The sequence below is a fragment of the Pseudonocardia nigra genome (assembly GCF_019396355.1).
Classification (GTDB): Bacteria; Actinomycetota; Actinomycetes; order Mycobacteriales; family Pseudonocardiaceae; genus Pseudonocardia; species Pseudonocardia nigra.
The window spans coordinates 1-11,045 of record NZ_JAHKRK010000242.1; the positions used below are offsets into that span (position 1 = coordinate 1).

Sequence of the window (11,045 nt, forward strand, 5' to 3'; positions counted from 1 at the left end):
GGGCGGCCGGCTCTCCGGGGCGGCGCACGACACCTCGGGCAAGGTCGCCGGGATCGCCGCCGGGCTGGCCGGCCTCGCGCCCGCGGCGGGCGCCGCGGCGTCGGGACGGGCCGCCCACGCCGGCGCCGACCTGTCCAAGCGCGCGGCGAAGGCCCGCAAGCGTGCCGAGAAGCGGGGTGCCGTGCTTCAGAAGCAGGCGGCCAAGCGCAGCGCGGAGCTGCAGAAGCACGCCGCCAAGCGCGGCGCCGAGCTGCAGAAGGCGGCCGCCAAGAAGCGCGCCCGGCTGGAGAAGAAGGCCCCCGGCGTGCTCGACCAGGCCTCCCGGCTCGGCCACGACGTCGCCGCCCGCGCATCGGCGCTCGGCACCGAGGTCGCCCACCAGGCCGAGGGCGTCGCCAAGGACGCCCGCAAGCGGGCCCACGCCATGACGCACTGATCCTGCCCGCTGCTCGACGGCCCGGTCCCCCGTGCGGGGGCCGGGCCGATCGCCGTCCCGAGAACGTGTCTCACGCGCGATCGAGACGGGCGGGCGCCGACATCGTCGTGTGCTACACGGCGCCGTACTTCACCGACGCCGCGCCGGCGCGCGCGACCTGGGGTTGAGGGCCGGTGCGTCAGGCGACCTCGGCCCGCATCGCGGCGTGCCGCGCCTTGATCACGGCGTTCTTGTTGATCGGGTTCTGCGCCTCGTCGGGCTGCACCCCGCTCTCGATGGCGATCTTGTTCATCGTGCCGAGCATGCGGACGAGGTGGGCAATGCGCGCCTCGGCGGCGTCGACCGGCCGCTGGGCGCCGGAGGCCAGCGCGAGCGTCCGGTCGACCCACAGCGCCTCGGGGTGCAGCCCGGCCTCCTGCAGGACGCCGCGGAGCCGGGTGCCGAGCTCCCGGGGGCCGAGGCCCAGCCAGCCGGCGAGCGTGCGGGCGTCGGCGGGGAACAGCCGGTCGTACCGGCGCAGGTAGATCAGCTCGAGGCCATAGGCATGGCCGAAGGCGCAGTAGGTGCAGCTGTTGTGCAGGGAGATCGCCACGCACGCGAGGTGGAAGCGCACGGGTCCGAGGATCTGCAGCGTGAGGAGGTAGCGGGGGAAGTGGGAAGCGAACCAGGCCACCGCCCTGACGGCTCCCAACCGGGCGACGATCTCCGGGATCATCCGGGGGTGAATCCCCAGAGCCACTGGCACATCGTTCCGATCACGCGAGTGACGAGCCGATCGAGGCCACTGGTCGGCATCTCGAACTCCTCACGCTAAGTCACCCTGACATTACCGAAGAGTCCCGTTCGGAGATAGTCCGCCAGGCATGCGTGCGTCCGGCGGTCCTTTCGCGGTTGCCGTTGACGGTGCGTCAACCCCTACCGTCGGCGCCATGGAGATCATCGTCCACGACAGCCACTCGGCGATGCGGGAGATCCTCACGGCGCCGCTCGCGGAGCGTCCCGAGCTCCTGCGCCGGATGCTCGAGCCGGTCGCGGGCATGTACCGGTACTTCCCGGGAGAGCCGGACCTCGTCGCCCTGCACCACATGGGCAGCGGCTTCCGGGTGGACCGCGACGACGACCGCGCCCTGCCCGCCCTCGAGGCGCTGCACGCGGAGGCTGCCTGGCACCGCATCGAGGCCGCGTTGCACGACGGGCTCGCCCGGCAGCTCGAGGCGACGCCCGGTATCGCCACCCCCGACACGCTCCAGGCGATGATCGTCCTCGGCGACCCGTCTGATGCGCACTTCATGGACGTCAGCCTCGGGATGACGGCCAACGGCAGCGTCGGCGGATACCTCTGGTTCTGCTTCTCGCCCAGTGCGGAGAACCTCGCGCGACTGGAGGCCGTGGCGGTCCACGAGCTGAACCACAACCTGCGCTACAGCACGGTGCCGTGGGACCCCGCGACCGTCACCGTCGGGGAGCAGATCGTCAGCGAGGGCCTGGCGGACGCGTTCGCGCGCCAGCTGTACGGCGAGCTCGGCTACACCCGCACCGGGCTCCCGGCGCTGGACGACGACGCGGTGTTCGCGAAGGTCGTGGCGAACCTCGACGTCACCGGCATGCAGAACTTCGTGGCGTGGGTGCACGGGGGACGCGGCCGCGACCCGGTTCGGCGGCACACCCGTCGGACTGCCCACCGGCGCCGGGTACGCGGTGGGCAACCGCCTCGTCGACGCCTACCTGGCGAAGTCCGGCCGGACCGCGGCGGAGGCCCTGCTCGTCGACCGGGACGAGGTGATCAGCGCCGCCGTCGGATGAGGCAGACTGCCGTCGACCGAGGGAGGGCCGATGGCGGACGACAACGCGCTCGCAGCGCTGGGGGAGCGGCTCGTCGAGCAGATCGTGGACGTCGGAATCCGCGGCGGCGGCCCGCTCCAGGCCGCCACGGCGATCGCCGCCGAACACCTCGTCTCCGCCGGCGGCGACCCGGAGGAGGCGATCCGGAAGCTGGTGGCGACGCACGTGCGGCTCGCCGCCGCGTCCGGTTTCGTGACCGGGCTCGGCGGTATCGCCACCCTGCCCGTGACCGTCCCGGCGGCGACGGCGGGGCTCTACATCATCGCCACCCGGATGACGGCGGGCATCGCGGACCTGCGCGGCTACGACGTGGAGAGCGAGGAGGTCCGGAGCGCGATCCTCGTCTCCCTGCTGGGCAGCGCGGGCGCGGCGACGCTGAAGAAGGCGGGCATCGAGATCGGCCGGAAGTCCACCACGGCGGCCCTGCAGAAACTGCCCGGCCGCGTCCTCATCGAGATCAACAAGCGGGTGGGCTACCGGCTGGTGACCAAGGCGGGGGAGAAGGGCGTGGTCAACCTGACCAAGCTCGTGCCCCTGGTCGGGGGCCCCATCGGCGCCACGGTGGACGGGGTGAGCTGCAAGACGATCGCGGGCTACGCGATGCGCACCTTCCCACCGCTGCTGCCCTGGTCCACGCCGGCGGTGATCGACGCGGAACTGGTCGACGAGCAGCCGACAGGTCAGGGATGAGGGCGGCGAACGACCTCCTGGCGTTCGTACTGGAGCTGGCGGCCCTCGCTGCCCTCGCCGTCTGGGGCTTCACCGTCGGCCCGAACCTGATCGCCGCGGTCGTCCTGGGCCTGGGCGCCCCGGCTCTGTTGGCGGTCGGCTGGGGGACCTGGCTCGCCCCGAAATCCGCCCGCCGCGTCCCGATGCCCTGGCGGCTGGTCGCGAAGCTCGCGGTGTTCGCCGTGGCGTCGGCCGCGCTCGCCGCCGCCGGACACGCAGGGCTCACGCTGGTGCTCGCGGCGGTGGCGGTGGTGAACCTCGCGCTCGCCACGGTGTGGGGGCGGGCGTGAGGCCCGCTCGATCTCGGCGCTAGCCTCGGCGTGCCGGGGCGGTAGCTCAGCTGGTCAGAGCAGCGGACTCATAATCCGTCAGGTCGTGGGTTCGAACCCCACCCGCCCCACCAATGCCGCAGGTCAGCAGGTCCATAGCTCGTCGCAACCAAGATCGACGCCACGGGTTACCCACACTAAACGCCGCGCCGCATCGAACCCATCGCGTCGTCGAGGGCGTCCGCTGCCTGCCTGCCCTCGGCCCGCTTATCCATGTAGACGTCCTGGGTGATCGACGGCCGGGCGTGCCCGCTGTGGCCGGCGATGGCCCGAGCGGTCAGGCCGGCGTGGTCCAGGACCGTGATCGCGGTCTTGCGGAAGACGTGCGAGGTGACCCAGCCGTAGCCGGCGCGCGCGAACGCCTCCCGGAGCCGGCCCCCGGTGTTGTGGGGGTCCCGCCAGCCGCCCTGCGTGTTCGGGAAGATCATCGCGTCGGCGGGCGCGTCCCGCAGACCCCGGTTGATCAGGAGCTTGACGAGGAAGCCCGGCAGCGGCAGCACCCGCCGCGACGAGAACGTCTTGCCGTCGTGCCGGACCAGGCCGGCGCCGCGCACCCGGACGATGTTCGCGGCGATCGTGATCGTCGCGGCGTCCCAGTCGATCGCGCCGACCTGGGCGGCGATGGTCTCACCGATCCGGCATCCCGTACCGAGCAGGAAGACCACGAGGTCGGGCAGGTCGTGGCTCTGCGCGATGTCGTCGGCGTCCAGTTTGCCGAGCAGGTCGGCCCGTTCCTCGGCGGTGAGCGCGCGGACCTCCTTCCTGGTGCTCTCCATGGGGCCGGCGTCCCGCACCGGGTTGGACGGGATCGCGCCGAGCCGGGCGGCGTGGGCGAGCGTCCCGGAGATGACCGTGCGCACACTGCGGACGGTGTTGGCGCTCAGCGTGCGCTCGCAGGTCCGGAGGAAGGCGTCGACCCGTGACACCGTGACCTCCCGAGCGCGCATCTCGCCGAAGGCCGGCAGGACGTGGTTGCGCATGTGGAGGGCGTAGGTGTCGTAGGTCGTGCCCTGCCGCCGGCGCCTGACCTCGGCGAGGTAGAGGCCGGCGAGGACCTTGACCCGGGTGTCCCCGGTGATCTCGCCGGCCGCCGGGCCGGTGCGGTCCTTCAGGGCCTTCTTCAGCTCCCGCACGGCAGCCGCAGCCGACTTGCCCCGCCGCTCGACGGGCCGCGTCCGCCCGTCGTTGTCGCGGAACATCGTGGTGGCCCGGAAGCCGGCACCGGACGCCAGCGGGTAGGTCCTGATCTTCCCGTAGGTGCCGATCGGCAGCGGCGGGCGGCCCATCACGTCGACCTCCTCAGTCCTGCAGCGACTCGAACCAGCGCCGGACGTCCTCGGCGCGGTAGCGCACGTACCGGCCGACCCGCTTGCCCTCCGGCCCGTAGCCCTGGCTGCGCCAGGTGTAGAGAGTCTGGACCGGCACGCCCAGGTACTCCGAGACGTCCTGGACGGTCCACAGTCGTTCCTTGGTCAACATGGCGTGCCTCTCAGATCACGGGGTTGGTGGTGAGTTCCTCGCGAGCGGTGAGCCGGTGCTCGCGGGCGTTGGCGGCGGCGGTGTTGGCGAGCAGGGCGTCTGCGGTGGTGTGCCAGCCGATGCCGGCGAAGGCCAGGGCGCCGATGACGACGGTGGTCTCCTCGCCGGCCGAGTCGTCGTCGGCGCGCTCGTCGGCCGGCCGGTGCTCGTCGAGCTGGGCGCGGCGCCAGGCCCGGCGGGCTTCCCGCAGCGCGCCGAGGGTGGTCGAGTACCGGCGGGACTTGGTGGAGAAGTGGCCGCCGAAGCCGAGCATGTGCGCCCAGCGGCGCAGGCGTCCGTAGCTGGCCATCCACTCGGCGAGCGGGTCGCCGCCCTCTTCGGCGGCGTGCCGGCGTTCCCACTCGCGGTGGGCGATGAGGACGTCAGTCGGCGCCTGCCCGAGGTGCCAGCAGGCGGCGACGAGCCGGCCGGCGTGGGTGCGTGGGTCGGTGTGCAGCGCGATCGTGTCGTCGGTGAGCCGGGCGGAGGCGTGGCCGGTGATCTCGGTGGCCTTGGTGGCGTACTTGGCCAGGTAGCCGGCCACGGCGCCGGTGGTGATGTGCCCGGTGTCGTCGACGTCGCGGACGGTGAGCCGAACCTGTCGCGGGTCCAGCTGCGCTCCCCAGGCGATCGGCCACCCGGCCGGGTTCGTCGGGTGCGGCGGGGTCGTGAACGAGGTGGCGGCGAGGGCGTCGCGGAGCAGGACCGCGAGGTGTGCGGAGGTGATCGAGGCGGGCGGGGCGACGATGGCGTCGGGGTCGTCCGGGTCGACGGCGTCGAGACGCACCATGGCGTGGACGTGCGCGACCCCGCGCCGCTGGAACTCCGCCACCTTCGCGTAGGACAGGCGCAGCCGGCCGCCGGCGTGCCGGTCGGCGAGCGCGCGGAGGTGCCGGTTGGCGGTGTTCATCGAGCGGCGCCACAGCTCGCCGGCCCAGGCGTTCCACACGACCTGATGGGCGTGGTCGTAGCAGTCAAGGCACAGCGGCCGCCCGAGGGCCCGGTCGTCGTCGGCGTGTCGGGCGCGGCATTCCTGCACGACGCCGTGCGGGCAGGTGGGGGCGTCGCGACGAGGGCGGCAGGGGCGGCCGTCGCGGTGGTGGGTGTGCACCGCACCGAACGAGGGGGCGGTGCCGGTGAGGAACACGCACGGGTGCTCGGCGACCGTTGGGGGGACACCCTTGCCGCCGGCGAGGCCGGCGCGGACGAGGTGGAAGGTGTCGGCGCGGTAGGTCTCCGCGCAGGAGGGGCAGACGGTGGCGCGGCGGTTGCCGCACGGGACGTAGAGCACCCCGTCGGGCATCCCGTCCGTGCTCGCCGAGGTGACAATGCGGCCGGTGGCAGGTTCGACGGTGTGCAGGTCCCCGCGCAGCCGGATCGGGTGTGAGCAGCCGGCGGCGGCCCGGACGTGCCCCAGCCAGCGGTCGTAGTCGGAGGAGCCGGCCCGCTCGACCAGCCCGGCCACCAACCCGGGGTGCAGGACAGGCCCGCATCCCGGGTGGTCGGTGGGTCGGGCGGGCGCGGTGCTCATCACCGGCCGGCCACCTCAGCAGCGCGGGCAGTAGCGAGAGCGGCGGAGTCGCAGTCGTGGGCGTTGAGGGCGCGCATGTCCGCGCGGAACCGCAGCTCCCGCACCAGCTCTCGCCCCCAGTAGCCTGCGACGGCCAGGGCGAGGAGCCCGAGCAGGCCGGCCGTCGCCACCAGGTCGATGACCGGCCACACGCTCGAGGGCACCCCGACGACGGCCACCAGGCCGACGCCGGCCATGATCAGCCGGTACTCGCGGGCGCGGTTCACGACCCAACCCCGGCGAGCGGGGCGGCGGCGCGGGCCCGGTGCAGCAGCGACACGATCGTGCCGACGGTGGGGGTGTCCCAGCCGGCCACCCAGGCGATCATCCGGTGGTCGTAGGCGCCCAGCTCGACCCCGGCGAGCGGCTCGTGCACGGCGGCGAGGTAGTCCCGCCGGGAGGTTTCCAGGTCGTAGATCAGGGTCCGGCAGACGTCGAACGGGGGCCGGATGTTGATCGGTTCGACGTCCAGCGGACGCAGGTCTGGGACGTTCACGGCGTGGCCGCCTTCCGGGCGATGAGGTCGATGTCGTCGTCGGTGAGCCAGGAGCAGCGCATCCGGGCGGGGGTGCCGTCCTCGGCGAGCAGCCACCCCACGCCGGGCGCGGCCGGGTCGAGCTGGGAGGCGTCGTAGCCGCGGGCGTGCCAGCCGTGCCCGAGCACGATGTCGGAGCTGGTTTCGGTGGTGCAGCGGAACGCGAGCCGGTAGCCGAATAGGTCCCGCAGCGAGGTCGGGATGATGTCGTGCGACGGTCGCTGGGTGGCGGCGACGACGATCACCCCAGCCGCCCGACCGCGGGCGACGAGGTCGCGCAGCAGTAGGGCGAACTGCTCGCGCTGCTTCTTGTCCCCGGCGGTGGCGGAGTAGTAGGCGAGTTCATCGATCACCAGCACCACGGCGTGCACGGTGTCGTCGCGGACGATGTGCCGCCGCCGCGCGGCGCGCAGGGTGGCGTAGCGGCGCTGCATCTCGGCTTGGAGCTCGGCGAGGGTGTCCAGCGCCTCGGCCGGGTCGGGGCCGACGAACCGCTCCGCACACGCCCGCCACAGGCCGAGCTCAACCTCCTTGCCGTCCATCAGCCACAGCCGGCAGTCGCCGGCGAGGGCGGCGTGGGCGCAGATGTTGTTCAGCGCCCCCGACTTCCCCGACCCCGGCTCACCGGCCGTGAGCAGGTTCTTGTAGATCAGGTACGGGCGGACGGGGGCGGCGTTCTCGTAGATCCCCAGATGCACCGGGTCCCAGATCGACACCGGCAGCACCACACGGGCGGGGCGGGGCCGGCGCAGCAGGTCACGCACCCTGACCACCTCTGACCGGCACGAGCCGGCGCTGACGAGCCGGCGGGGCGGCGGGCCGGGCGACGGGCAGGGCGGCGGCGTGCGGGGAGGTGTGCGCGGTCCCGGCCAGCGGGTCGCGGCGGATGACCTCGACGGCGACGAGGGCGGTCATCGAGCGGACCACGGTGACGCGGGCGTCGCGGGCGAAGCAGCCGGCCGCGATGTGCCCGAGAGCGCGCTCGACGTCCACCCCGTCGATCCCCACGCGGAGCAGCACCCACACCCGTTCCCCGACCGCCGTCGGGCGGGCCCAGAGCAGGAGGGGGAGGTTGCCGGTCCAGTTCATCACCCGGCACTGGACGAACACCGCCCGCAGCCGATGCCGGGTCAGCACCGCCAGCGCCCGCCGCTGCACGAGCCGGCGCGAGGCCGGGACGACGGCGACCACGACCAGGACAACGAGCAGCAGCGCGGCGGCGACGGCGCCGGGCCAGTGCAGCGCCCACCACGATAGCGGCGGGTCCGCCAGCCCGACCGGGACCGGGTCGCCGGCCAGGGCGCGCAGCCGGCCGGCCACCCAGGCCCAGACGGAGAGGACGACGACGGCGGTGGTGATCTCGGCGCGCAGCCGCACGATCAGCCCGAACACCCGGGCCGGCCACGACCGCTGCGGGCGGGTGAACACCTCGAACGGCTCCGACCGCGCGAGCCGATCGCGCGAGGGGCGGGCGATGGTGGCGGCCATCAGGACGCCTTGGCCGCGGCGAGCGGGCGGACCTCGGCAGCGCGGTACGCGACGCCGTCGCGGCCGTTGCGCGCCCAGGGGATCGCGACGAGCTGCACGGGCGTGACCTGCTGGCCCTGCTGAAGGTGCGGCGGGTCGCCGGCCACGGTGACGTTGATCGTGGCGGCGCCCTCGTCGCTCATGACGACGAGCTGCGCGGACCAAAGCGGGGCGCGGGTCTTGCGGTCGAGGCGCTGCACGCCGTTGTCGTCGAGGCGGCGCTCGAAGGGGCGGCCGACGTGGAAGGCCATGTGCGAGGTGTCGATGAGCAGCTTCACGGTTCCTCCTGCTGATGAGGGATGCAGGAGGAAGGGAACCGCCGATCAGGAGCCGCACCGCGCACACGCGTACCACCCGCACAGAAGTGCGGGTTGGTGGTGGACGTCTACGAGCGTGGGGAAGGGCCTACGACGCGTGCGAGGGCGGCCGGGTCGAAGCCGGCGACCACCTCGGGGCCGGTGCCAGACTGCACGGGTTCGGGCTTCCCCACCAGCCCCGTGATCGGGTTTACGAACCGGGCGCCGGCGGCGGCGAGCGTGTCGAGGTGGCCGGACCACGCCGGGTGCGACCAGAGCCGATCACTGACCATCGGGACGAGCGTCAGCGGCAGGCCGGCCGCGAGCGCGTCGCACAGGACCCCGGTCGCGTAGGTGTCCATGATCGCGCTGGCCGCCTTGCTTCCCGAGTTCATCGTCAGCGGGCAGGCGACGACGGCGACGGGGCGCGGTCCGCGCGCCTGGCCGGCTTGTCGCTGCTCGAACAGCACGGGGCGGCCGGTTGCGCGCTCGACGCCGTCGAGGTCGAGCCAGCCTCGGGAGGCCGGCGTGCCGACGACGGTGACCGTCCAGCCGAGCCCGACGAGCGCGGCGGCGGCGTCGGGCGCGCGCTCCGCGAGCGGGGCGCCGCAGACGACGAGGGTCAGGGCGTCGGTCACGCGCCCGTTCTACTCCAGTGCGCCGGCCCGCGCCGCGAGGTCGGTGAGAGTGCGGGTGGGCTTCTTGCGCTGCCGGCCCAGCATCTCGCGCAGGGTCTCTCGCGCCATGACGTTGTAGCGGATCGATTCGGGCGCGGCCCGTTCCGCTTCCAGCAGGTGCAGAGTGGCTTCCGCGTCGCGCTTCCGCTGCGACTGCGCCCAGGCGAGATCAAGGTGCACCTGGGCCCGCCGGCTGTGCAGGCCGGGAGGCAGCCGGTCGACGTCCACGGCCGCCGCAGCCGCAAGCGCTTCTGTGGGATCGCCCAGCTCGGCCGCGACCGAAACTCGGTGAATGGCAACGTTCGTCGGCCCGAACGCCGTCCAGGCGTGGTTGGCGTCGGTCCCGAGCAACGCGGCGAGCGCGTCCGCCTGGTCGAGCCGGCGCCACGCCTGCGTGCGGTCGGTGTTCCTCCCGGCGATCACGGCGGAAATCAGCCAGAGCGCACCCGTGATTGACAGGAGCGACGGTTCATCGGAGCGGACGTGCGGCGTCAGTCGCTCCGCCATCGTGACCGCCAGCGTCTCGGCTTCCTCGGTGCGGTCGGACCGCAGCAGCGCGCACACGACCTGATAGATGGCCATGCCCTGCGCGGCTAGGGAGTCCAGCGCACCAGCCGTCATCGCAGCCCGATCGGCGGCTACGGCTGCGAGGTCGGCGGAACCGAGCTTGGTCAGTAGCTTCGCGCCGACCACATAGACCGATACATAGCCGAGCAAGTGCTCACGGTTTCCGTTTCCTGAGATTTGCACCCGATCGGCGGCGACGAGCAGCTCGGGCAGCTCGCGGATCACGCGAGTGTAGTTGGCGGCCTGGTACTGCGTGTGGATGTCAGCTGCCCGGGAGTGCAGCGCCTCGGGAGGGAGCGGATCGTCGATCGCGGCCGCGCCACCGGTCAGGGCGGTGTACCGCACGAGCACACGCCGAATGCTGTCGAGATCATCGACCAGCGTCATGCCGTTTGGGGCGTACTGCCATGGACGACCGGTCAGCGCCTCCACATCGACATGCAGCACCTTCGCCATGTCGAGCAGGATTGAAAGGCGGTCAACCGAGCGCACACCTCGCTCAACCTGCGACAGCCACGACTCGGATCGGCCAACAAGTCCAGCCAACGCGGTCTGACTCAAGCCACGTCGACGGCGATACGCTGCTACTCTCTCGCCTGTCGTTGCGTGCTGCATGTGGTCAATCATCTCGCATGCGACAGGACTTGACCACCTATTTCTTCCTGACTCGTCTCCTCTCTCCTCTTGAGAGCTACAAATCGGTCTTAGCGTCGAGCAGCTCGAACAGTTGTTGAGCGGCAACTACAAGCGACCAACCCTCGCTCCTGTCGATCGGCGTTCCCTTATGGACTATGTCGTTACGAAGGCGCGCCAGTCGTGAGAGTTTCTTATAGAGAACGCTGTCCTCCTGCCCAAGTGGCTTGCCAAAGACTGCGGAGTACGGCTTCTTCAATGAGGTGATCTCAGCAAGATTGGTTTCGGAGTTGGTGTTCGAAGTGGGTGAGCACGAGTGCTCCTGCGACGATCCGCCCGATTTTCGACGGGCTGGTAGTGATGCGCTGCAGCGCCCGCCAGCGGGT

Annotated in this window: 16 protein-coding genes, 1 tRNA gene and 1 pseudogene; 6 read left to right on the forward strand and 12 right to left on the reverse strand. The window is 72.2% G+C overall.

Annotated elements, in window-relative coordinates; genetic code table 11:
- Window positions 1-436, forward strand: a 436-nt coding sequence (locus KME75_RS35635) for a hypothetical protein (protein WP_219419347.1), incomplete at its 5' end; no start/stop codon positions are given.
- A 178-nt stretch (window positions 437-614) separates the two neighbouring features.
- On the opposite strand, the gene KME75_RS35640 is transcribed toward KME75_RS35635, so the two are convergent.
- The gene (locus KME75_RS35640; protein ID WP_219419348.1) at window positions 615-1,175 is read right to left on the reverse strand and encodes a hypothetical protein; all 561 of its coding nucleotides are present in this window, start codon (window positions 1,173-1,175) and stop codon (window positions 615-617) included.
- 514 nt (window positions 1,176-1,689) lie between these two features.
- Here KME75_RS35640 and KME75_RS45350 point away from each other — a divergent pair.
- The 5 genes and pseudogenes from KME75_RS45350 to KME75_RS35660 all read left to right on the forward strand — a co-directional run.
- Window positions 1,690-2,001, forward strand: a pseudogene (locus KME75_RS45350) (DUF2268 domain-containing putative Zn-dependent protease); the annotation flags it as partial.
- Between the two features lie 133 nt (window positions 2,002-2,134).
- Window positions 2,135-2,239: a hypothetical protein gene (locus tag KME75_RS45355; RefSeq protein WP_308283393.1), complete on the forward strand. Its 105-nt coding sequence runs from the start codon at window positions 2,135-2,137 to the stop codon at window positions 2,237-2,239.
- Between the two features lie 30 nt (window positions 2,240-2,269).
- On the forward strand, window positions 2,270-2,968 hold the full coding sequence (locus KME75_RS35650) for an EcsC family protein (protein ID WP_219419349.1): 699 nt from the start codon (window positions 2,270-2,272) through the stop codon (window positions 2,966-2,968).
- Entirely contained in the window at window positions 2,965-3,297 is a 333-nt protein-coding gene (locus KME75_RS35655; protein WP_219419350.1) for a YrdB family protein, read from the forward strand. Before KME75_RS35650 ends, KME75_RS35655 begins: the two co-directional genes overlap by 4 nt.
- A 35-nt stretch (window positions 3,298-3,332) precedes the next feature.
- A tRNA-Ile gene (locus KME75_RS35660) sits at window positions 3,333-3,410 on the forward strand.
- A 63-nt stretch (window positions 3,411-3,473) separates the two neighbouring features.
- Here KME75_RS35660 and KME75_RS35665 read toward each other — a convergent pair.
- The 11 genes from KME75_RS35665 to KME75_RS35715 all read right to left on the reverse strand — a co-directional run.
- Window positions 3,474-4,622: a site-specific integrase gene (locus KME75_RS35665; RefSeq protein WP_246633495.1), complete on the reverse strand. Its 1,149-nt coding sequence runs from the start codon at window positions 4,620-4,622 to the stop codon at window positions 3,474-3,476.
- A 13-nt stretch (window positions 4,623-4,635) separates the two neighbouring features.
- A complete protein-coding gene (locus tag KME75_RS35670) occupies window positions 4,636-4,815 on the reverse strand; it encodes a helix-turn-helix transcriptional regulator (protein WP_219419352.1) in 180 nt (59 codons plus the stop codon).
- A 10-nt stretch (window positions 4,816-4,825) separates the two neighbouring features.
- The gene (locus tag KME75_RS35675) at window positions 4,826-6,385 is read right to left on the reverse strand and encodes a replication initiator (protein ID WP_246633494.1); all 1,560 of its coding nucleotides are present in this window, start codon (window positions 6,383-6,385) and stop codon (window positions 4,826-4,828) included.
- The gene (locus tag KME75_RS35680; protein WP_219419353.1) at window positions 6,385-6,651 is read right to left on the reverse strand and encodes a hypothetical protein; all 267 of its coding nucleotides are present in this window, start codon (window positions 6,649-6,651) and stop codon (window positions 6,385-6,387) included. Before KME75_RS35680 ends, KME75_RS35675 begins: the two co-directional genes overlap by 1 nt.
- Window positions 6,648-6,920 (reverse strand): hypothetical protein, encoded by a 273-nt coding sequence (locus tag KME75_RS35685; protein WP_219419354.1) that lies wholly within the window; start codon window positions 6,918-6,920, stop codon window positions 6,648-6,650. The genes KME75_RS35680 and KME75_RS35685 overlap by 4 nt, the downstream gene beginning before the upstream one ends.
- Window positions 6,917-7,723, reverse strand: coding sequence for an FtsK/SpoIIIE domain-containing protein (locus KME75_RS35690; protein ID WP_308283395.1), 807 nt, complete (start codon window positions 7,721-7,723; stop codon window positions 6,917-6,919). The genes KME75_RS35685 and KME75_RS35690 overlap by 4 nt, the downstream gene beginning before the upstream one ends.
- Entirely contained in the window at window positions 7,716-8,447 is a 732-nt protein-coding gene (locus tag KME75_RS35695; RefSeq protein WP_219419355.1) for a hypothetical protein, read from the reverse strand. Before KME75_RS35695 ends, KME75_RS35690 begins: the two co-directional genes overlap by 8 nt.
- Entirely contained in the window at window positions 8,447-8,764 is a 318-nt protein-coding gene (locus tag KME75_RS35700; RefSeq protein ID WP_219419356.1) for a hypothetical protein, read from the reverse strand. Before KME75_RS35700 ends, KME75_RS35695 begins: the two co-directional genes overlap by 1 nt.
- Before the next feature lie 107 nt (window positions 8,765-8,871).
- The gene (locus KME75_RS35705; protein ID WP_219419357.1) at window positions 8,872-9,420 is read right to left on the reverse strand and encodes a flavoprotein; all 549 of its coding nucleotides are present in this window, start codon (window positions 9,418-9,420) and stop codon (window positions 8,872-8,874) included.
- Between the two features lie 9 nt (window positions 9,421-9,429).
- Entirely contained in the window at window positions 9,430-10,653 is a 1,224-nt protein-coding gene (locus KME75_RS35710; RefSeq protein WP_308283396.1) for a helix-turn-helix domain-containing protein, read from the reverse strand.
- A gap of 64 nt (window positions 10,654-10,717) precedes the next feature.
- Window positions 10,718-11,045, reverse strand: a 328-nt coding sequence (locus KME75_RS35715) for a hypothetical protein (RefSeq protein ID WP_219419359.1), incomplete at its 5' end; no start/stop codon positions are given.

Bases quoted from the DNA above. Each gene is read 5' to 3' on its own strand.
- KME75_RS35650 (WP_219419349.1), top strand. From the start codon at position 2,270: ATGGCGGACGACAACGCGCTCGCAGCGCTGGGGGAGCGGCTCGTCGAG.
- KME75_RS35655 (WP_219419350.1), top strand. From the start codon at position 2,965: ATGAGGGCGGCGAACGACCTCCTGGCGTTCGTACTGGAGCTGGCGGCC.
- KME75_RS35665 (WP_246633495.1), bottom strand. From the start codon at position 4,622: ATGGGCCGCCCGCCGCTGCCGATCGGCACCTACGGGAAGATCAGGACC.
- KME75_RS35670 (WP_219419352.1), bottom strand. From the start codon at position 4,815: ATGTTGACCAAGGAACGACTGTGGACCGTCCAGGACGTCTCGGAGTAC.
- KME75_RS35675 (WP_246633494.1), bottom strand. From the start codon at position 6,385: ATGAGCACCGCGCCCGCCCGACCCACCGACCACCCGGGATGCGGGCCT.
- KME75_RS35695 (WP_219419355.1), bottom strand. From the start codon at position 8,447: ATGGCCGCCACCATCGCCCGCCCCTCGCGCGATCGGCTCGCGCGGTCG.
- KME75_RS35710 (WP_308283396.1), bottom strand. From the start codon at position 10,653: ATGATTGACCACATGCAGCACGCAACGACAGGCGAGAGAGTAGCAGCG.